Raw genomic sequence first — 18,636 nt, 5'->3', positions numbered from 1 at the left:
AAATTCGCAAGGCCGCGCCGCCGGTGGGCGAAGCTGCCTCGACGCGCGAGCCGCGCCGGGCATCCCAGCGCGCAGCCCACTAAGGTATCACACGCCGACGGATTTGCCCTCAGCCGGCGAGCACGCGCTCGAGTTGCGCGCGCCAGCCCAGCCCGGCCGTGGTGTCGCCGGCCGGCACGTACTCGGCGCCCAGCCAGCCCGCGTAGCCGCTGGCCGCCAGCCGGCGCAAGGCGGCCGCCACCGCCGGCGCGGCCGGATCGGGCTCGCGGCGGCCCACCGCATGCGCGAACTGCACGTGGCGCACCCAGGGCAGCACCGCCGCCAGCTCGGCATCGACGTCCAGGCCCTCGCGCTGGCAATGATAGAAGTCGAACTGCAAGCCGACGGCCGGATCGGCCAGGGCCTGGACGATCGCGGCGGCCTCGCGCGGCTGGTGGTAGAAGTAGCCCGGCACGTCGTGACGGTTGAGCGCCTCTAGCGTGAGCACCACGCCGTGCTCGGCCGCGCGCGGCGCGGCCCGCCTCAGGTTGGCGAGCAGCACCTCGCGGGCCTGCACGGGATCGGCCCCGCCCGGCAGCTTGCCGGCCATCACGTGAATGCGCGGGCAGCCCGTCGCCGCGCAGACCGCAAGCGCACGCTGCAGCGCCGTGGCGAACTCGGCCTCGCGGCCGGGCAGCGCCGCCAGCCCGGCTTCCCCGCCCGCGCCGGGCGGCGTGTTGATCAGCACCAGCGACGTGCCGGCCTGCCGCAGGTGAGTGGCCAGCACATCGGCCGGCAGATCGTAGGGAGACTGGATCTCCACGCCGGCAAAGCCGTCGCGCGCGGCGGCATGGATGCGCTCGGCAAGCGGCCGATCGGCATACAGCAACGAGAGGTTGGCCGACAGCTTCATGCGCCCGCTCCCGGTTCTCCCGGCTTCTGCGGCCAGGGCACGCGCACGATCTCGGACAAGTCCTGGCCCGCCAGCCCGCGCGCCTTGGCTTCGCGATAGCTTGCCAGCACGCCGTCCAGGCCGCGCATGCGGGTGCCGGTCTCGGCCGCCAGCGCTGCCACGTTCTCGACGTCCTTCAACATGGTGGCCACGGCGCCCAGCGGTGCGCTGCTCGGCCCCGTCATGCGCGGCACGAAGAGCTGCAGCAGCGTGGAGTCCGCCCAGCCGCCCGCGAGCGCGGTATCGAGCGCGCTCGCGTCGATGCCGCTGTGCTGCGCCAGGGCGACCGCCTCGGCGATGGCGTTCAAGGTGGAGGCGACGATGGTCTGGTTGCAGAGCTTGGCGACCTGCCCCGCGCCGACGTCGCCCACGCGCGTGATGCGCCCTGCGTAGGCTTCGATGCAGGGCGTGGCCGCCGCCAGCGTCTCTGCCGGGCCGCCCGCCATGATCGACAGTGTGCCCGCCGTCGCGCCCGGCACCCCGCCCGATACCGGCGCATCGACCCAGACGCGCCCGGCGCTCTCGGCCAGGCGCTGCGCGAAGCCGCGCGTGGCCTGCGGCGCAATGCTGGAATGATCGACCAGCCAGCCGCCCGGCACGCCTGCGATCCCGTTCTCGCCGAACACCACGACCTCGACGGCCGACTGGTCGGTCAGGCACAGGAATACGCCGTCGGCGCCCTGGGCCGCCGCGGCCGGCGTGTCCACCACCTGCGCGCCGTCGGCCGCCAGCGCCTGCGCCTTGGCAGGACTGCGGTTCCACACGCGCACCGTGTGTCCGGCAGCGAGCAGGCGGCGCACCATCGGCGAGCCCATCAGACCTATCCCACAAAACCCTACGACCTTGCTCATTCCGCCTCCGGTGTTTCATACGGCCATTGCACATTGCCCGAGTGCGTGACCGCGCCTTGGGCGGCCGAGCGCACGAGCAAGGCGTATTTTTCCAGAACCCCGGCCAATGGTGGGCGCGGCGGCGGCACGTAGACCGCGCGGCGTTCGGCCAGCTCGGCCTCGCCCACGTGCAGTTGCAGCGTGTTGGCCACCGCATCGATCTCGATGAGGTCGCCATCGCGCACCAGGCCGATGGGGCCCCCGGCCGCCGCTTCCGGGCCGACGTAGCCGATGCACATGCCGCGCGTCGCCCCCGAGAAGCGCCCATCGGTGAGCAAAGCCACCCGCTCGCCCATGCCCTGTCCATACAAGGCGGCGGTCACGCTCAGCATCTCGCGCATGCCCGGGCCGCCCTTGGGGCCTTCGTTGCGGATCACCAGCACCTCGCCGGGCCGGTAGCTGCGCCGGGACGACACCGCCCGCATGCATGCCTCTTCGTTCTCGAAGACCCGCGCCGGCCCCGAAAAGCGCAGCGAGGCCAGGCCGGCGATCTTGAGCAGCGCGCCTTCGGGCGCGAGGTTGCCCTTGAGCACCGTCACGCCGCCGCTGGGATGCAGCGCCTGCGCGCAGCCGCGAACGATCTCGCCGTCCGCCGCCGGGGCCTCGGCCAGCGCATCGGCCAGCCGTGCGCCGCTCAAGGTCAGTGCCTCGCCGTGCACATGGCCGCCTTCCAGCAGCGTGCGCAGCACCACCGGCACGCCGCCGATCTCATGCAGGTCCTTGGCCAGATAGCGGCCGCCCGGCTGCAGGTTGCCGATCAGCGGCGTGCGCTGGAACACCTCGGCCACATCGTCCAGCGTGAAAAGGATGCCCGCCTCATGGGCGATCGCCGGGATGTGCAGCGCCGCGTTGGTCGAACCGCCGGTGGCCGCCACGGCCGCACAGGCGTTCTCCAGGCTGGCGCGGGTGACCAGGTCGCGCGGCAGCGGGCCGCCCTCGCGCAGCACGCGCACGACGTGCTCGCCGGCCGCCTGGGCCAGCGCCAGCCGCTCGCTGTACACGGCCGGCATCATGGCCGAGCCGAGCGGCGCCAGCCCCAGCGCCTCGCCGACCATGGCCATGGTGTTGGCCGTGAACTGCCCGGGACAGGCGCCGACCGACGGCAGGCAGGTGCGCTCGATCTGCGCCAGTTCCTCCCGCGTCATCGCGCCGCGCTGCACCTGCCCCACCGCCTCGATGGCGTCGAGGATGTTGGTGGTGCGCCCCGCGGTGCGGCCCGGCAGCGCCGCACCGCCATACAGAAATACCGCGGGCACGTTCACGCGCACCATCGCCATCATCATGCCCGGCAGGGTCTTGTCGCAGCCGGCGAACGCGACCAGGCCGTCATAGGCATGGCCGCGCACGGCCAGTTCGACGCTGTCGGCCACCGTCTCGCGCGACAGCAGGCTCATGCGCATACCGCCGTGGTTCATCGAGGTGCCGTCCGACACCGAGATGGTCGAAAAGCTCACGGGCACACCGCCGCCCGCGGCCACGCCCAGCCGGGCGCGATCGGCCTGCGGGGCCAGCCCCATGGAACAGGGCGTGTTCTCACCGTGTGTGCTGACGATGCCGACCACCGGCTTGTCGAAGGCGGCATCGTTCCATCCTGTGCCACGCAGAAAGGCGCGGTGCGGCGCGCGCGTCAGTCCGTCGGTGACCATGCGGGATCGGTGCTTCATGAGCGGTCCGGGCATTCTGTCTCCTGTCTTTCGAGGGCGCGCTGCGCCTGAGCAAAAGCCTTCAACGATAGCGAACGGCGGCCGTCAGCGCATCGGGGATAGCCCGCGGCGCACCGGCTGCGGGCGGGCAAGCGTCATGGTCGCGGCACCTGCGGCGCGGGATACTTGCGCGCATTGGCGACCAGCTTGGTGCGCACGGCCTCGTCCAGGTCGACCTCGAGCACGCTGGCCAGCCGGACCAGGTAGATGAGCACATCGGCCAACTCGTCCCGCACAGCGCGCGCGGTCGCGGGGTGTCTCGCCGTGTCGTACGACTCGGCCTCGGACTGCCACTGGAAGAGCTCGACCAGTTCGCCCACCTCGCCGGTCAGCGCCATGGCCAGGTTCTTGGGGGAATGGTGCCGGTGCCAGTCGCGGGCGTCGGCGAAGGCGTCGAGCTCGCGCACGAGGCGGGTCACGTCGACGAGGCTGCAAGCGGTCGGGTTCATGCGATCTCCAGGGGATGCACGCATTATCGGGCGGACAGCGCCCGCGCGCATAATGAGCACATGCAGCCCAGCCCCATCGCCATGCCCACCGCCCTCTTCACGCCGGCGCGCCTGAGCGTCGGCCTCGCCCTGCCGATCCAGGCCGAGGGCCGCCGCGACGTCGACGTGTCCGCCCAGCTCGCCCTGGCCCGCCAGGCGGACGCGCTCGGGTTCGACGCCTTGTGGGTCCGCGACGTACCGCTGAACCATCCGGACTACCCCGATCCGGTGGGCCATCCCGACCCCTGGGTGTTCCTGGGCGCGCTGGCCAGCCACACACAGCGCATCCACCTTGCCACCGGCGCCATCGTGCTCACGCTGCGCCATCCGCTGCATATCGCCAAGGGCGCCCGCTCGGTGGCCGCGCTGGCGCCCGGGAGGCTCGTGCTCGGGCTGGGGTCGGGCGACCGGCCGCCCGAGTACGCCGCTTTCGGCGTGGACGGCGATGCCCGGCGCGAACGCTATCGGCAGCACTGGGGGCAGCTCGCCGCCGCGCTCGCGGAGCCGGCCGACGTGCGGCCCGCCCAGCCGAGCTCGCCCCCGGTGCACTTCGACCTGGGGCCGCGGCTGGACGCTGCCGTGCCGCTGCTCGCGGTCGGCTCGGCCGGCCAGAGCGTGGACTGGATCGCGCGCCATGCGATCGGCTGGATGACCTATCACCGCGAACCCGAAGTCCAGCGCGACCGCCACGCCATGTGGCGAGCGGCCGTCGCGCGCGTGGCCGGCGACGGTTTTCGCGGCTTCGGCGTGGCCATGCGGCTCTGGCTGGCCGAGGCGCGCGCCCGGCCTGCCGAGCCCGCCGAACTCGGCTACCGCACCGGCCCGCTCGCATTGATCGACATCCTGCACGGGCTGCGCGAGCTCGGCGCGCATCACGTCAGCCTGAACCTCGCGGACACCGCCCGTGCGCCCGCCGACGTCATCGCCCAGCTCGCCAGCGACGTGCTGCCCCACGTGCGCGAGTGAGCAGGCCATGCGCGGCCCGACTGTGGAACAATGTCCAGCCTCCCGCAGCACCGGCGCGCGCGCCCGGAGACTTTCATGTACGACCTCATCGGAGACATCCATGGCCACGCAGACGCCCTCGAGCGCCTGCTCGCCAAACTCGGCTATCGCGAAACCCGCGGCGCCTGGCGCCACCCCTCGCGCCGCGTGATCTTCCTGGGCGACTTCATCGATCGCGGGCCTCGGCAGGTGGACGCGGTACGCATCGCCCGGGCCATGGTCGATGCCGACAGCGCGCTCGCCGTGATGGGCAACCACGAGTACAACGCGGTGGGCTGGACCCTGCCCAACCCGCATGCCCCCGGGGGCTACCTGCGTCCGCACAACGCGGTCAATCGCAGGCAGCACCAGGGCTTTCTGGACGCCGTCGGCGTAGGCTCGCCGCTGCATCGCGAGCTGATCGCCTGGTTCCGTACCCTGCCCGTCTACCTCGAGCGCGACGGCCTGCGCGTGGTCCACGCCTGCTGGCACCCGGCCTCGCTGCAGTCCCTGCGCGAGGCCTGGCTGGACGACGGCCAGCGCATCCGCGACGACGACGCCTGGATCGCTCTCGGTCAGAAGCACACACCGCCGTACGAGGCCATCGAGACGCTCCTGAAGGGCCTGGAGATTCCGCTGCCCGCGGGCTACGGCTTCACCGATCTGGACGGCAACCCGCGCCACCGCATCCGCACACGCTGGTGGGCGACCCATGCACCGACCTATCGCGACCTCGCCATGGTCTCGCCCAAAGTGATCGAATCGATCCCGCACACGCCGGTGCCCGAGCACGTGCTGCCGGGCTACCACGGCGACGAACCGCCGTTGTTCCTCGGCCACTACTGGCTCACCGGCACGCCCGCGCCGCTGGCGCCCAACATCGCCTGCCTGGACTACAGCATCGCCGCCAAGTCCGGTTCCACGGTCGGGCCGGGCAAGCTCGCGGCCTATCGTTGGGACGGCGAGCCGGTGTTGTCGGCGGATCGGTATGTGTGGGTGGAATGAGGCTTCCTTGGGCGCTCACACCACGCCAGCCTCCCGCAGGCGCTCGAGTTCGTCGCCGGCCACACCCAGCGCACCGTACACCTCGAGGTTGTGCTCGCCCGTGGCCGGCCCGGAACGCGGGGCCGGCAGGTTCCGGCCCGTCACGCGCGGGACCACGCAGGGCGCGGGCACCGAGCCCAGCTCCGGATCGGGCAGCCGGATCACGGCTTCCCGCGCGCGATACTGCGGATCGGCGAGCACGTCCTCGATGCTGTAGGCTTTGCTGAAAGGCACCGCGGCAGCCTCCAGTGCCGCGGCAATGCCGCCGTACTCGCGCGCGGCGAACCAGCCGGCCAGCGCGGCATCCAGTGCGTCGCGGTGCGCCACCCGGGCGACGTTGTCGCGAAAGCGCGCGTCCTCGGCCAGCGCCGGCCAGTCCAAGGCCGCGCACAGGCGCCGGAAGACCGCATCGGACGAGGCCACCAGCGTGAAATCCACGCCATCGCCGCTACGATAGACGTTCGACGGCGCGGTATAGCTTGCCAGGTTGCCAGTGCGCCGCCTCACGAGGCCCAGACGCTCGTATTCCACGGCGAGCGGATCGAGCAGGCGGAACATGGCCTCGGTCGCTGCGAGATCGATCTCGGCACCGCGCGCCTCGGGGTCGCCGCGCAGGCGCAACGCCTCCGCGCAGATGGCAAACGCGCCGAACACCCCGGCCACCACATCGCCCAGCGGATAGTTCATGTGCATGGGCGGTCCGCCGGCCTCGCCCGAGAGTGTGGTGAAGCCGCTCATGGCCTCGAAGATGCGGGCAAAGCCCGGCCGCTGCCGATACGGTCCGGTCTGGCCGAAACCGGTGAGCCGCAGCACGAGCAGACGCGGATTGGCGGCATGCAGCGTGGCCAGATCCAGCCCCCAGCGCTCCAGCGTGCCGGCGCGAAAATTCTCCACCAGCACGTCAAAGCGCGGCAGCATGCGCAGCAGCAGCGCCCTGCCCTCGGGTTTGCGCACGTCCAGCGTGATGCCGCGTTTGCCGCGATTCGCGACCTTCCAGAACAACGGCACGTCGCCTTCGACCGGAGCAAGCTGGCGCAATGGATCGCTGCCGTCCGGAAGTTCCAGCTTCACGACGTCTGCGCCCAGGTCGGCGCACAGCGTGGCGGCATAGGGCGCGGCCAGCACGGTCGCCATGTCGAGGATGCTCAAGCCGTCGAGCGGCCCACGGTCTTTCTGCTGCAAGGTCTTCTCCGGTCGTCCGGGCATTGCGCCCTGGGCGAGACCTTGAGTTGCCCGGCGAGACCCCGGCAAGCAATGTTTCGCACAGCGAACCCACTGGCCCATCATGTTGACTGCACTTTTCAGCGCACTGGATCATGAAAGCAACCCGATCACCCAGACCCGACATGCCCACGCGCTCGCCCACCACCGCCACCGTCCCGGAGCACGCCGCCCACCCGGCGACGCTGGTGCCCGGGCTGGCCGACCCGCGCGAGCACGCCGCCGACCGCCTGTTCGCCACCAACCTCGCCCGCGGCCTGCAGGTGATGCGCGCCTTCACCCCCGACGATCCCCTGCTCGGCAACCGCGAGCTGATCGAGCGCACCGGCCTGCCCAAGGCCACGGTGTGGCGGCTCACCTACACCCTCACCCTGCTCGGCTACCTCGAGTATGTCGAGCGTTTCCACAAGTTCAGGCTCGACTCGGGCGTGCTGTCGCTTGGCTATCCGCTGCTCGCCAGCATGCGCGTGCGCCACGTGGCGCGGCCGCTGATGGAAGCAATCGCCCGCGAGACCGATTGTACGGTCAATCTCGGCATGCGCGACCGCCTGAACATCGTCTACATCGAGACCTGCCGTGTCGACCAGGGCAACGTGCACAGCCCGGACATCGGCAGTACCCGGCCTTTGCTCGCCACGGCGATCGGCCGCGCCCTGCTGCTTTCGCTCGGCCAGCAAGAGCGCAGCGCCATACTCAATCGCCTGCGCCTGCACGACGCCGCCGACATGGCGCGCCGCGCGAATCAATTACGCGAGGACGAACGCCGCCTGGCCGAACAAGGCCATTGCCGCAGCCAGGGCGACTGGCGGGCCGAGATCCACGCGGTGGCCGTCCCGGTGCGCCAGGCCACCGGCGAGAGCATGCTCGCACTGAACGCCACGATGGCCGCGTACCGCACGGCGCCGGAGGCGCTCGCCGCACTCGCCGTACCGCGCCTGCGCGAGGCCGCGCGCATGATCGAACACACGCTGGGCCTCGCGCCCTGACCACCCCACATGACAAGCCCGATGCGGCAGGAGACGACCATGGCCGAAGCCGATACCCCGTTCAACCGGATGCTCGCGGAAATCTACCGCTTCATCCAACTGGAATGCATCCCGGCCGAGCCCGAGGTCGAGGAAAACGACGAAATCCCACCGCCCCTGGTGCGGCGCATGGGCGAGCTGGGCCTGTTCGGGCACAGCATTCCGCGCGAGCATGGCGGCGGTGGCCTCGGCACCGAGGAACTCGCCCGGGTGAACATGGTGGTGTCGCAGGCGGCGCCGGCGTTCCGCGCGCGATTCGGCGGCAACACCGGCATTGCCACCGAGTCGCTGATCGTCGACGGCACGCCTGAGCAGAAAGCGCGCTACCTCCCGCGCATGGCCACCGGCGAACTGACCGGCTGTTTCGCGCTCACCGAGCCCGAGGCCGGCTCGGACGCCACGGCCCTGCGCACCAGCGCCCGGCGCGAGGGCGACGACTATGTGCTGAACGGCAGCAAGTGCTTCATCACCAACGCTCCCATCGCGGGGCTGTTCACCGTGTTCGCCCGCACCGATCCTGATGCGCGCGGCGCCGATGGCGTCACCGCCTTTCTTGTCGAGCGCGGCACGCCCGGCCTCGCCACCGGCCCGGCCTACCGAAAAATGGGCCAGCATGGTTCGCCGGTGGGCGAGGTCCATTTGCAGGACTGCCGGGTACCCGCCAGCGCCATCGTCGGCGGCGTGCCCGGCGTCGGCTTTCGGACCGCCATGAAGACCCTGAACAAGCAGCGCATCAATCTCGCCGGCCTGTGCGTCGGGCCGGCGCTGCGCCTGATCGACGAAATGCGTCGCCGTTCGGCGAGCCGGGTCCAGTCCGGCCAGCCGATCGGCCAGTTCCAGCTCGTGCAGCAGCTCATCGCCGACAGCATCACCGAGGCCCACGCGGCGCGCGCCCTGGTGTTGCAGACCGCGCGCAAGCGCGATCGCGGCGAGGACGTAACGATGGAAGCCTCGATGTGCAAGCTGTTCGCGTCCGAGATGTGCGGCCGCGTGGCCGACCGCGCCGTCCAGCTCTTCGGCGGCAGCGGCTACATCGCCGGCAACATCGCCGAGCAGATGTACCGCGACGTGCGGTTGTTCCGCCTCTATGAAGGCACCAGCCAGATCCATCAACTCAACATCGCCAAGCAACTCGGCCGCCTGCCGTTCGACCACCCGGACTTCAACATGCAGCTCGAACCGCAGGCCTGAGCACGGCGCAAGCCCCGACCGGCGAGCGCAGCGAGCGAGGCAGAGACTTTCCGGCGCCCCAGGCGCCCCATCCGCTGGCGAGCTAGCGCCCGTCTTCAGGCGGTCGTGACTCGCAGAACCATTCCTCAGGAGACTCCCATGAACGCCATCCGATATGTCGGCATGGCAGGGCTGGCACTTTGCCTGTCCCAGCCAGCCCTGGCCGAGAACTTCCCCGACCGCCCGGTCACCATCGTCGTCCCGTTCAGCCCGGGCGGGATCGTCGACTCGGTCGCGCGCATCGTCGCGGAACCCCTGGCCAAATCGCTGGGCCAGCCCGTCATCGTCGAGAACAAGGCCGGCGCCGGCGGCGCGATCGGTACCGAGAACGTGCGCAAGGCCAAACCGGACGGCTACACCGTGCTCGCCGTGAGCGCGAGCCACGTCGTGCAGCCGATGCTGGTGGCAAGCGCGCAATGGGACGCGAAGCGCGACTTCCGCGGGCTCGCGGGTGCCGGCTACGTGCCCAACCTCGTCGTGGTCCCCGCGAGCGGGCCGTATCGCGATCTGCCGGCCTTGATCGAAAAAGCCCGCAGCGATCCCGGTTCCGTCACCTATGCCAGCGCGGGCATCGGCACCTCCAACCACCTGTCCGGGGAACTGCTGTCCCAGCTCGCTGGCGTGGACATGACCCACGTGCCGTACAAGGGGCAGCCAGACGCCGTGACCGACCTGCTCGCCGGCCGCGTGGACATGATGCCGCTGACCACCGCGATCGCCGCGCCGTACGTGAAAGACGGCCGGCTGCGCGCGCTCGCGGTGACCACCCGCGAACCCTCGTCCACCTTCCCACGAGTGCCGACCGTCGCGCAGGCCGCCAGTCTGCCCGCGTACGAGGTGGCGAGCTGGTTCGGCTTCGTCGCCCCGCGCGACACGCCGGCTGCCGCCACCGAGACGCTGAGCGAGGCCTTGCGTGCCGCGCTGGACACCCCCGCGGTACGTGAGAAGCTCGCCGGCATCGGCATGGAGGTCACGGCGCAGGACGGCGCCGATCTGGACGCCCTGATCGCTGCCGAAACCGACAAATGGGATGCAGTGACGCGAGCCGCCGGCATCCACGTCGCCCCCTGACAGGGACGGAGAACGTGCCAGCTCGCTCCTGGGCTGACGACACGGCCGCAACGTTGCTTGGGTCACGCACCGGATTGCGACCTCATCGCTGGGCGCAGGCGAGTTGTACAGCCAGCCCAGCGAATGCCGCGGCAAAGCCGCGCCGCAACCAGGCCTGAACGCGAGCACTGGAAACGACGTGCCGCCTGACGGCAGCGGCGAACGCGCCGTAGGCAGCGAAGATCAGGAAGGTCAGCGCCATGAACGCCAGGCTCAGTTCCAGCATCCTGTTCACGGGGGCAGCTTCATCCGCCCTTACGAACTGCGGCAGGAAGGCGAAGAAGAAGATCGAGAGCTTGGGATTCAACAAGTTGATGAAGACTGCCGAAACGATCACCTGCCGAGCACTTCTACCCTTCACCTCATCGTTCAGGCTCAGCACGCCGCGAGCACGGAACATCGCCCAGGCCATGTAGAGCAGATAGGCGACGCCGAGATACTTGAGTATCTGGAAGGCCGGCGCGCTGGTGTGCAGCAGCGCGGCAAGGCCGCTGATCGCCGCCAACGCATGGGGGACGATCCCTAGCGTGCAGCCGAATGCGGCAATGAGGCTCGCACGCACGCCGCCCGCAAGGCCGGCTGCCACGGTATAGATCGCACCTGTGCCGGGCGATGCGACAATGACCAGCGAGGTAAGGAAAAATTCGAGCGTCATTGCGGCGGCAAACTGTATGGGCATTCCTGTGGCTCGATCACTTTTCGAGCAATATGCCCAATGCCGCCTCGTCCCGTCTTGAAGGAAATTGCAGCTCAGTTCATCGCGGCGGCGTAGAGCCCGGGCGACATGCCGTAGGTGCGGACGAACAGCCGGGTCATGTGGCTCTGGTCCGCGAAGCCGGCCGCGTGCGCCGCATCGGCGAGGGCCGCGCCTTGCGTGATCATGTTTCGCGCCCTTTGGAGCCTGCGCTGGACGAGATAGGCATGCGGCGTGAGGCCGGTCGCCTTCGAGAAGCCCCGCACGAGCTGGAACTGGCTGATACCGCCGATTGCGGCCAGTTCGGCAAGCGACAGCGGCGCGGACGGATCATCGTCGATGCGCTCGCGTGCCTGCGCTATTGCCTTGGTCGATTCGTGCGGCCGCTGCCGATTGCGGCGGTCGATAAGCCGCGCCAGCAGCAGGAGCAGATTCTCCCGGCCTTCGATCTCGCTGTCTCCGCCGTGCGGATCGGTCATGGCGCGAAAGAGCGACAGGAAACACGCGGCCGACGCCGCATCGCGCATCGCCGGGTACGCAAACTCGGCGCTATCGATGCTGCCCTCGGTCAGGACGCGGACAGGGTCGGCCAGGACACCGGGGTCGAAATAGAGCATCCGCCATGCACGGCCGCTCGCTCCGAGCGGCGAGCCGTCATGCACTTCGCCGGGATTGACCGCAATGACGTCACCGGCTTGCGCTTTCACGATGCCGCGCCCGCTCGACGACTTCTGCGCGCCGCGCAGGATGACGCCGATCCCGAACTGGTCATGGATGTGTCGGCCGAACGCATGTGTCGTATCGGCCGACACAGCGTCCACGCCTTTCATCCCGCAGCGCACGATTTTGAATCCGCCTCTTGTCATTGCTCCGATACTATCTCGCAATAGCGGCTTGAACCACTGAACGCGAAATCACCCCATGCCCCGAGAAACCGCCAAGCAGGACTTCCCCGTCGCCCAGGTACGGCGCTATCTGGAACCCGGCCCGATCGTGTTGGTGTCCTCGCGCTGGCAGGGGCGGGACAACGTCATGACGCTGGGCTGGCACACGGTGCTGGAGTTCGCGCCGTCGTTGATCGGCATGGTGATCGCACGCGGCAACCACAGCCACCGGATGATCCGCGACAGTGGAACCTGCGTGGTCAACCTGCCCACCACGGCGTTGACCGACACCGTGGTGGATATCGGCAACACCAGCGGCGCGGACGTCGACAAGTTCGCCCGGTTCGGGCTGGCCACCCGAGACGGCACCAGCGTCGACGCGCCCCTGATCGAAGCCTGCCACGCGAACTTCGAATGCCGGTTGCACGACGATGCCCTGGTCGAGCGCTACGACTTCTTCATTTTCGAGGTGGTCAAGGCGCACGTGGCTGTGCGTCCGCGCCACCCCGAAACGCTGCACTACACGGGGGATGGCGTCTTCATGGTCGCCGGCAAGGTGATCAGCCGGCGTGGGCGCTTTCGCCCCGAAATGCTGGATTAGGCGCTCACACCTGCCCGATCTCGACCGCCGCCCGATCGATCACGCCCACCAGGCGCCCCACGGTTTCGGCATCCGGCGCGTCGTGTTCGAAGCGCAGCCGCAGCGCAGTCTTCAGGTTCTCCATGGCGCGCTGGATCTCGGGGATGCCGCGTGCCCGCGCCTGCTCCCGGCCACGGTGCAGCCGCGCCAGCAGGCGCTGTACGGCCTCGGCCTGCTCGACGAGATGGACTTCGCCCCCGGGCGTGATGCAGTACTGCTTGCGGCCGCCCTCGCCCGCCGCTGCGGCGCTGGCGAATCCCATGTCCTCCAGGTAGGCGAGCGCGGGGTAGATCGTGCCCGGGCTGGGGCTGTAGTCGCCGCCCACCGCATCGCCGATGGCCCGAATGATCTCGTAGCCGTGGCGTGGGGCTTCGTGCAGACAACGCAGCGCCAGCAGCTTCACGTCGCCTGGCCCGAACAAGCGGCGGCGGCCGCCATGCCGCCGCAACTCGGCCGGCAAGCTGCCATGCAGGCCTCGCGCAACGCCGGGCGGGACCTTGTCGTCCCAGGGATTCGTTGGTTCCATGATCCGTCTACCCGTTATTACGTATTGAAAAGATATATCTTAATATCGACAAATGCAATTTCAAGATATATCTTGGAGTATCTTGATATCGCTGTACATGACGTAACTGGCGACGTTGCCGGATAGGCCGCTCACCCGCCCGGGGGACGAAAAGCCGCCTTCGCCCGCTCCACAGCCCCATGAATCGCGCACCCGGGCGCATGATCGTTGACCAGCCCCATGGCCTGCATGAATGCGTAGACGGTGGTCGGCCCGACGAACTTCCAGCCACGCCGCTTGAGGTCTTTCGACATGGCGAGCGACGCCGGCGATACCGACACTGGCCCCTGCCCGGGGGTCGCGGGCTCGGCCTCGTAGCGCCAGACATAGGCGGCCAGCGAACCGCACTCGGCGACCAGCTCGAGCGCGCGCGACGCGTTGTTGATGACCGCCTCGATCTTGCCCCGATGCCGCACGATGCCGGCGTCCGCCAGCAGGCGCTGGACGTCGTGTTCGGTGTAGTGCGCGATGCGCTCGAACGCGAAGCCGTCGAACGCAGCCCGGAAGTTCTCCCGCTTGTCGAGAATGGTGCGCCAGCTCAATCCCGACTGGAAACCTTCGAGCGAGAGTTTCTCGAACAACCGGCGATCGTCCGTCACGGGGAATCCCCATTCGGTGTCGTGATAGCGCATGTAGGCGGGTGTGGCGGCGCACCAGGCGCAGCGATCCTGGCCATCCGGCCCGGTGAAGATGTGACTCATGGCGATCCTGTATGGGGGCGGGCACGTTCGTTATTGGCCCTGCGTGCGCCCGCGATGCAGCGGCAAGTTTGCCATCAAGTCGGGAGCCGGCGCTCGGCACACGGCTATTGTCTGCGTGAGGCCGTCCGCCACCGCAGCACCCCGGCGCGCCCTTAGCCGCGAGCCGCCTGCCATTCGTCGACCACGGTGCGCACCAACTCGGCTGCCGGCAGGGCGCGCGCCAGCGGCGCCCCCTGCCCGGCCCAATGCGCAGCGAAGTCGTCGCAGCCCTGCGCGGCGGCCGCGGCATTGAGCTGCTTGGCCGCGTCATAGGCCACGGGATAGTCGGCCGGCGCAGGGCTGCCCGCGGCTTCGCCGTGCACCATGAGGCGGTTGACCAGGCCGCGGGCGGGACGCCCGGAGAGCACACGGGTCAGGCGCGTGTGCTGCGCCGCGTCGCCGGCCAGGCGCGCACGGTAGCCGGCATTGGCCGACGATTCCGGGCACAGCACGAACGCGGTGCCCATCTGCACTGCGGCCGCCCCCAGGTCCAGCATCGCCGCCACCCCGGCGCCGTCCATGACGCCGCCCGCGGCGATCACCGGCAGATCCTGGGTGCGCACGAGTTGCCGCACCAGCACGGCCGTGCTGAGCCGTTCGTCCGTCGCATCGGGATCGAACATGCCGCGATGCCCGCCGGCCTCGATGCCTTGTGCCACCACGGCGTCCAGGCCGGCGACCGAGATGCGCTTCGCCTCCTCCACGCAGGTCGCGGTGGCCACGAGCGCGATGCCGGCGTCGCGCAGCGCGGCCAGCCGGTGCGCATCGGGCAGGCCGAAGTGAAAGCTCACCACCGCAGGCCGCAGGGCGAGCAGCAGGGCCAGCGTTGCATCGTCGCTCAGAAAACTCGGATAGATCTCTTCCAGCCGCGTCGGCGGCGCCACGCCGCTCTCGGCGAACAGTGGCGCCAGGTGCGTCACCCAGGCCGCTTCCCGCGCGGCATCGCGGCGAGCCGGCGCGTGGCAGAACACATTGACGTTGACGGGGCGGGCCGTCAGCGCGCGCGTTGCCTCGAGCATGTCGCGCGCCTGGGCAGGGCTGCTGGCACCGATGCCCAGCGAACCCAGGCCCCCCGCCTCGGACACCGCGGCGGCTAGCGCCGGCGTACTGACACCCGCCATGGGCGCCTGGATGATGGGATAGCGCAAGCCGATATGGTCGAGCCAGGGATGGCGGGTGGGCATGGGATTCTCCAGTGCTAGAGGGCAACAGCGGCGTGATATAAATTCACCAATGGAGAATATAATACCTTCTTCATTCTTTATTTAAGAAAACCTTGGATCCCACGTCGCTCGCCATCTTTCTTGCCGTGGCCAGCCAGGGCAGCGTTACGCGCGCCGCCGCCCAGCTCGGCCGCGCCCCCTCGAACGTGACCACCCGTATGCAGCAACTCGAAGCGGAACTGGGAGTCACGCTCTTCGGGCGCGCGGGCAAGCGCATGCGCCTCACCTGCGCCGGCGAACGACTGCAAGGCTATGCCCAGCGCCTGCTCGCCCTGTCGGACGAGGCGCGCCAGGTCGTCGGCGGCGCGGCCGGCACACTGCGCCTGGGCACCATGGAGAGCACCGCGGCAAGCCGGTTGCCTGGCGTGCTCGCCGCCTTCCACCAGGCCTGCCCGCAGATCCGCCTGGAAGTGCGCACCGGGCCGTCGCAAGCGCTGCAGGCCCAGGTGCTCGATGGCCGGCTGGACGCGGCCTTCGTCGCCCTGGACCCGATCCCGCTCGACGAGGCCGAGCCGGGCCTGGCGCGCCAGCCGGCCTGGCGGGAATCCCTGGTCCTCCTGCTGCCGGCACACGAGGACGCCGTCCATCCGGAGTCCGTCCGCACGCGCTCGCTCGCCGCATTCGCGCCGGGCTGCGCTTATCGCGCGCTCGCCGAACGAGCCCTGGGCGCGACAATCAACCCCGCGTGGCGCATCCAGGAAATGGGTTCCTACCACGCCATGATCGCAGCGGTGGCTGCAGGCGCCTGCGTTACGCTGCTGCCGCAGAGCGTGCTGGACCTGAGCCCGGTGCCAGCCAGCCTGCCACGGCTGCCGATCGGAGATAGCGTCACGCATCTCGTCTGGCGTACGGGCGAGCCCGTGCCCGCGGTGCAACGCTTCATCGAGGCGCTCCAGGCGCACACCGGCCCGAGTGGTCTTAGGGGTTGAGACCTCGCCGAGCCGCCGGCCGCACGCCGCGGACAGTTCTCCGGCGACCGCGAGCAAGCAACGCAAGCGCCGTAGTTCCCGTTCGCCTCCAGTCAGAACAAGGGGCGCTCGAGAATCGCAGCGTCATAGCCGCGCAACTCGTCGAATCGGCCTTGACCTACCTTGTCCGTCCAGCCCGGATCAGCCAGCAACAACGCTCGTCCGACGGCGATCAGGTCGAATTCACCCGCTTCGATGCGTTCGGCTGCACCGTGCAGGTCAGCCGGCGCCGAGGACGCGGCCCCGGCATCCTCGTCGATGGCGCCACGCAGTCCGACACTGCTCACGGCGACGGCCGGCTTGCCGGTGAGCTTGTGTGCCCACCCGGCCAGACTCAATAGCGAACCGGCGAATGCGGGCTCCCAGAATCTTTGCGCGCTGGCATGCAAGACGTCGACCCCGGCTTTCGCCAGGGGTTTCAGGATGCGGCCCAGTTCCTGCACGACTTCGACCGTGAGGCGCAACCGCTTCTCCAGCGAACCGCCGTAGGCGTCGGTGCGGGTGTTGCTGTCTTCCCATAGGAACGTATCGAGCAGGAATTCGTGCGCCGCATGAATCTCCACGCCGTCAAAGCCCAGCGCTTCGGCCTGCCCTGCGGCGCGTGCGTATGAAGCAACGACGTCAGCGATGTCGCCGGTGGTCATCGCCTTCACCCGAATCCGCAGGTTCTCGTCCCGAAGCTCGACCGGCCCGAAACCCGGCACTGCCGATCGTGCGGCTGGCCGGGGCGGCGCTCAGGCCCGCAATGCCAAAGCTGCACAACGATGCGGCCGCCCGCGCCATGCACGGCCTCGACCACGCGACACCAACCGGCGAGCGCAGCCTCACCGAAGAAGTCGGGCGCATCGGGGAAGGCATGCGCCCCGCCACGCTGGTCATGCTCACGCCGCTGGCGGCCTGTATGCACCAGCGTGCGCCGGGCAGCTTGGGCCGCGGTGAGATCACGCTGGATGCCTTCCTGGCCGAAGACCATGCGCTGGTGTCCAGCCGGGGCCGTGTGCCGGGCGTGGTGGACAAGCCGCTGACGGCGCTGGGCCCTACCCGCCGCGTCGTGCTGACGTTTCCGCATTTCCTGGTGGCGCCGGCCGTGGTGGTGGCCCGTACCGATTTGGTGATGACGGTGCCGGCGTGTATCGCGCATGCCTATGCCGAGAGCCATGCGCTGCGCCTGTTCGAACCGCCGGTGGACGGACACCGTTCGACGTCGCCTTCGCCTGGCCTGCGCGTAGCGTCGCCGACCCGGCGATGCAATGGATGCGGCAGCAGTTCGCGGATGCTGCGAGCGTGCTGCGGCGGGAATGTCCTGGCAAGCGCTGACCCCGATACTCGCTTCCTGGGTTGACCGCAGGCGTAGCCCGCCCCAGAGGCGAGGAAGACGACTTGCCTACGCCAATCCCAAAGCGATCGCCGGTGGCCGCTCAGTAAGAAACGGGTAAGAGAACCCTCGTGATGATGCCGCTTTGACCGCCATCAGGAGCGCAGCCATGGGTTCTCATCACCCCCTCATTCTTACTGGTCAACTTGCCGCCAGGGGGTTGACGCTCGCCGCCCTCGTCGGTGGCCTGGTGCTCGCTTCACCGGCGGCCTTCGCCGACGATGCGAACCCCCGGAAAACCACCTGGGGTCTCGGCCTGGGCGTCGTCGGCAACCAGGAACCCTATATCGATATTGACCGCGATACCACCGTCCTGCCCTTGCTGCATGTCGAGAACCGGTATGTCCGGTTCTTCGCGACCACACTGGAAGCCAAACTGCCCGGCTGGCAATTCAGCGAGACCAACAGGATCGATTTTCGCCTCGTCGGCCGCTGGGAAGGGTCCGGTTATGAGTCCGACGACTCCTGGGCGCTGGAGGGCATGGACGAGCGCAAAGGCGGCGTCTGGGCCGGCGCCAAGGTGCAGTGGCAGACCAGCCTGGCGAACCTCAGTGCGGATTGGACGCACGACGTTTCGGGCAACAGCAAGGGACAGCGCTTCAATCTCGGCCTGGACAGGTCCTGGCGGCTGGGCGAGCGCTTCACCCTCACGCCTCGCATCGGCGCGGCGTGGCATGACCGCAAGTACGTCGACTACTATTACGGCGTGCAGGCGCATGAGGCGCGGGCCGGACGGCCCGAATATCGCGGCGACTCCGGAATCAGCACCGAAGTCGGCTTGCAGGGCGTCTACCGTTTCAACAAGCACCATTCAATGATGTTCGACGTTCGGGCCAGGAGACTTTCCTCCAACGCCAAGGACAGCCCGCTGGTGGATCGCTCCACCGACAACCGCGTTTTCCTGGGCTACATGTACCACTT

Annotated in this window: 20 protein-coding genes; 9 read left to right on the top strand and 11 right to left on the bottom strand. The window is 69.2% G+C overall.

What is annotated here, in order from left to right; all coding sequences use genetic code 11:
* Positions 1 to 109 precede the first annotated feature (109 nt).
* The 4 genes from FOZ76_RS02875 to FOZ76_RS02860 form a co-directional block, all read right to left on the bottom strand.
* The gene (locus tag FOZ76_RS02875; RefSeq protein ID WP_143946626.1) at positions 110 to 892 is read right to left on the bottom strand and encodes a hydroxypyruvate isomerase family protein; all 783 of its coding nucleotides are present in this window, start codon (positions 890 to 892) and stop codon (positions 110 to 112) included.
* Entirely contained in the window at positions 889 to 1,782 is an 894-nt protein-coding gene (locus FOZ76_RS02870) for an NAD(P)-dependent oxidoreductase (protein WP_143946625.1), read from the bottom strand. The genes FOZ76_RS02875 and FOZ76_RS02870 overlap by 4 nt, the downstream gene beginning before the upstream one ends.
* On the bottom strand, positions 1,779 to 3,500 hold the full coding sequence (gene ilvD, locus FOZ76_RS02865; RefSeq protein ID WP_143946624.1) for a dihydroxy-acid dehydratase: 1,722 nt from the start codon (positions 3,498 to 3,500) through the stop codon (positions 1,779 to 1,781). Before ilvD ends, FOZ76_RS02870 begins: the two co-directional genes overlap by 4 nt.
* A 119-nt stretch (positions 3,501 to 3,619) precedes the next feature.
* Entirely contained in the window at positions 3,620 to 3,973 is a 354-nt protein-coding gene (locus FOZ76_RS02860) for a nucleotide pyrophosphohydrolase (protein WP_143946623.1), read from the bottom strand.
* Positions 3,974 to 4,033: 60 nt separating this feature from the next.
* On the opposite strand from FOZ76_RS02860, the gene FOZ76_RS02855 reads away from it, so the two are divergent.
* Complete coding sequence (locus FOZ76_RS02855; RefSeq protein WP_143946622.1) at positions 4,034 to 4,978, top strand: TIGR03571 family LLM class oxidoreductase; 945 nt, start codon at positions 4,034 to 4,036, stop codon at positions 4,976 to 4,978.
* A gap of 75 nt (positions 4,979 to 5,053) precedes the next feature.
* On the top strand, positions 5,054 to 6,001 hold the full coding sequence (locus tag FOZ76_RS02850) for a metallophosphoesterase (protein ID WP_143946621.1): 948 nt from the start codon (positions 5,054 to 5,056) through the stop codon (positions 5,999 to 6,001).
* Between the two features lie 15 nt (positions 6,002 to 6,016).
* Here FOZ76_RS02850 and FOZ76_RS02845 read toward each other — a convergent pair whose 3' ends face one another.
* Positions 6,017 to 7,246, bottom strand: a complete 1,230-nt coding sequence (locus FOZ76_RS02845) for a CaiB/BaiF CoA transferase family protein (RefSeq protein ID WP_246129262.1) — start codon at positions 7,244 to 7,246, stop codon at positions 6,017 to 6,019.
* A 140-nt stretch (positions 7,247 to 7,386) separates the two neighbouring features.
* On the opposite strand from FOZ76_RS02845, the gene FOZ76_RS02840 reads away from it, so the two are divergent.
* The 3 genes from FOZ76_RS02840 to FOZ76_RS02830 all read left to right on the top strand — a co-directional run bounded on the left by FOZ76_RS02840 (position 7,387) and on the right by FOZ76_RS02830 (position 10,587).
* On the top strand, positions 7,387 to 8,247 hold the full coding sequence (locus tag FOZ76_RS02840; protein WP_143946620.1) for an IclR family transcriptional regulator: 861 nt from the start codon (positions 7,387 to 7,389) through the stop codon (positions 8,245 to 8,247).
* Between the two features lie 39 nt (positions 8,248 to 8,286).
* Positions 8,287 to 9,477 (top strand): acyl-CoA dehydrogenase family protein, encoded by a 1,191-nt coding sequence (locus tag FOZ76_RS02835; RefSeq protein WP_143946619.1) that lies wholly within the window; start codon positions 8,287 to 8,289, stop codon positions 9,475 to 9,477.
* Between the two features lie 138 nt (positions 9,478 to 9,615).
* Positions 9,616 to 10,587: a Bug family tripartite tricarboxylate transporter substrate binding protein gene (locus FOZ76_RS02830; protein ID WP_143946618.1), complete on the top strand. Its 972-nt coding sequence runs from the start codon at positions 9,616 to 9,618 to the stop codon at positions 10,585 to 10,587.
* An 82-nt stretch (positions 10,588 to 10,669) separates the two neighbouring features.
* Here FOZ76_RS02830 and FOZ76_RS02825 read toward each other — a convergent pair whose 3' ends face one another.
* Both FOZ76_RS02825 and FOZ76_RS02820 read right to left on the bottom strand, forming a co-directional pair.
* Positions 10,670 to 11,305 carry a LysE family translocator gene (locus FOZ76_RS02825; RefSeq protein WP_246129261.1) on the bottom strand — a complete coding sequence of 212 codons (636 nt, stop codon included), beginning with the start codon at positions 11,303 to 11,305 and terminating at the stop codon, positions 10,670 to 10,672.
* 71 nt (positions 11,306 to 11,376) lie between these two features.
* On the bottom strand, positions 11,377 to 12,186 hold the full coding sequence (locus tag FOZ76_RS02820; protein WP_143946617.1) for an AraC family transcriptional regulator: 810 nt from the start codon (positions 12,184 to 12,186) through the stop codon (positions 11,377 to 11,379).
* A gap of 55 nt (positions 12,187 to 12,241) precedes the next feature.
* Between FOZ76_RS02820 and FOZ76_RS02815 the strand changes: the two genes are divergently transcribed.
* Positions 12,242 to 12,805 (top strand): flavin reductase family protein, encoded by a 564-nt coding sequence (locus tag FOZ76_RS02815; RefSeq protein ID WP_143946616.1) that lies wholly within the window; start codon positions 12,242 to 12,244, stop codon positions 12,803 to 12,805.
* A gap of 4 nt (positions 12,806 to 12,809) precedes the next feature.
* On the opposite strand, the gene FOZ76_RS02810 is transcribed toward FOZ76_RS02815, so the two are convergent.
* From FOZ76_RS02810 to FOZ76_RS02800, 3 genes are all read right to left on the bottom strand, one after another.
* Positions 12,810 to 13,370, bottom strand: coding sequence for a PadR family transcriptional regulator (locus FOZ76_RS02810; protein ID WP_143946615.1), 561 nt, complete (start codon positions 13,368 to 13,370; stop codon positions 12,810 to 12,812).
* Between the two features lie 131 nt (positions 13,371 to 13,501).
* A complete protein-coding gene (locus tag FOZ76_RS02805) occupies positions 13,502 to 14,110 on the bottom strand; it encodes a DNA-3-methyladenine glycosylase I (protein ID WP_143946614.1) in 609 nt (202 codons plus the stop codon).
* A 152-nt stretch (positions 14,111 to 14,262) separates the two neighbouring features.
* Positions 14,263 to 15,333, bottom strand: a complete 1,071-nt coding sequence (locus FOZ76_RS02800; RefSeq protein WP_143946613.1) for an NAD(P)H-dependent flavin oxidoreductase — start codon at positions 15,331 to 15,333, stop codon at positions 14,263 to 14,265.
* A 92-nt stretch (positions 15,334 to 15,425) separates the two neighbouring features.
* Here FOZ76_RS02800 and FOZ76_RS02795 point away from each other — a divergent pair, with 92 nt between their 5' ends.
* Positions 15,426 to 16,301, top strand: a complete 876-nt coding sequence (locus tag FOZ76_RS02795; RefSeq protein WP_143946612.1) for a LysR substrate-binding domain-containing protein — start codon at positions 15,426 to 15,428, stop codon at positions 16,299 to 16,301.
* Between the two features lie 92 nt (positions 16,302 to 16,393).
* Here FOZ76_RS02795 and FOZ76_RS27815 read toward each other — a convergent pair whose 3' ends face one another.
* Positions 16,394 to 17,044: an oxidoreductase gene (locus FOZ76_RS27815; protein ID WP_281282925.1), complete on the bottom strand. Its 651-nt coding sequence runs from the start codon at positions 17,042 to 17,044 to the stop codon at positions 16,394 to 16,396.
* A 41-nt stretch (positions 17,045 to 17,085) separates the two neighbouring features.
* On the opposite strand from FOZ76_RS27815, the gene FOZ76_RS28120 reads away from it, so the two are divergent.
* Positions 17,086 to 17,682: a type 2 periplasmic-binding domain-containing protein gene (locus FOZ76_RS28120; protein WP_281282924.1), complete on the top strand. Its 597-nt coding sequence runs from the start codon at positions 17,086 to 17,088 to the stop codon at positions 17,680 to 17,682.
* 118 nt (positions 17,683 to 17,800) lie between these two features.
* A partial coding sequence (locus FOZ76_RS02780) for a MipA/OmpV family protein (protein ID WP_211365975.1) occupies positions 17,801 to 18,636 on the top strand: 836 nt, incomplete at its 3' end.

Source organism: Verticiella sediminum (assembly GCF_007558815.1).
In the GTDB taxonomy this organism is placed as follows: domain Bacteria; phylum Pseudomonadota; class Gammaproteobacteria; order Burkholderiales; family Burkholderiaceae_B; genus Verticiella; species Verticiella sediminum.
Note: the sequence above shows the minus strand (reverse complement) of the source record. Positions and strands in the feature narration are given on the sequence as shown.

Bases quoted from the DNA above. Each gene is read 5' to 3' on its own strand.
- FOZ76_RS02875 (WP_143946626.1), bottom strand. From the start codon at position 892: ATGAAGCTGTCGGCCAACCTCTCGTTGCTGTATGCCGATCGGCCGCTT.
- FOZ76_RS02870 (WP_143946625.1), bottom strand. From the start codon at position 1,782: ATGAGCAAGGTCGTAGGGTTTTGTGGGATAGGTCTGATGGGCTCGCCG.
- ilvD (WP_143946624.1), bottom strand. From the start codon at position 3,500: ATGCCCGGACCGCTCATGAAGCACCGATCCCGCATGGTCACCGACGGA.
- FOZ76_RS02860 (WP_143946623.1), bottom strand. From the start codon at position 3,973: ATGAACCCGACCGCTTGCAGCCTCGTCGACGTGACCCGCCTCGTGCGC.
- FOZ76_RS02855 (WP_143946622.1), top strand. From the start codon at position 4,034: ATGCAGCCCAGCCCCATCGCCATGCCCACCGCCCTCTTCACGCCGGCG.
- FOZ76_RS02850 (WP_143946621.1), top strand. From the start codon at position 5,054: ATGTACGACCTCATCGGAGACATCCATGGCCACGCAGACGCCCTCGAG.
- FOZ76_RS02845 (WP_246129262.1), bottom strand. From the start codon at position 7,246: ATGCCCGGACGACCGGAGAAGACCTTGCAGCAGAAAGACCGTGGGCCG.
- FOZ76_RS02840 (WP_143946620.1), top strand. From the start codon at position 7,387: ATGCCCACGCGCTCGCCCACCACCGCCACCGTCCCGGAGCACGCCGCC.
- FOZ76_RS02835 (WP_143946619.1), top strand. From the start codon at position 8,287: ATGGCCGAAGCCGATACCCCGTTCAACCGGATGCTCGCGGAAATCTAC.
- FOZ76_RS02830 (WP_143946618.1), top strand. From the start codon at position 9,616: ATGAACGCCATCCGATATGTCGGCATGGCAGGGCTGGCACTTTGCCTG.
- FOZ76_RS02825 (WP_246129261.1), bottom strand. From the start codon at position 11,305: ATGCCCATACAGTTTGCCGCCGCAATGACGCTCGAATTTTTCCTTACC.
- FOZ76_RS02820 (WP_143946617.1), bottom strand. From the start codon at position 12,186: ATGACAAGAGGCGGATTCAAAATCGTGCGCTGCGGGATGAAAGGCGTG.
- FOZ76_RS02815 (WP_143946616.1), top strand. From the start codon at position 12,242: ATGCCCCGAGAAACCGCCAAGCAGGACTTCCCCGTCGCCCAGGTACGG.
- FOZ76_RS02810 (WP_143946615.1), bottom strand. From the start codon at position 13,370: ATGGAACCAACGAATCCCTGGGACGACAAGGTCCCGCCCGGCGTTGCG.
- FOZ76_RS02805 (WP_143946614.1), bottom strand. From the start codon at position 14,110: ATGAGTCACATCTTCACCGGGCCGGATGGCCAGGATCGCTGCGCCTGG.
- FOZ76_RS02800 (WP_143946613.1), bottom strand. From the start codon at position 15,333: ATGCCCACCCGCCATCCCTGGCTCGACCATATCGGCTTGCGCTATCCC.
- FOZ76_RS28120 (WP_281282924.1), top strand. From the start codon at position 17,086: ATGCCAAAGCTGCACAACGATGCGGCCGCCCGCGCCATGCACGGCCTC.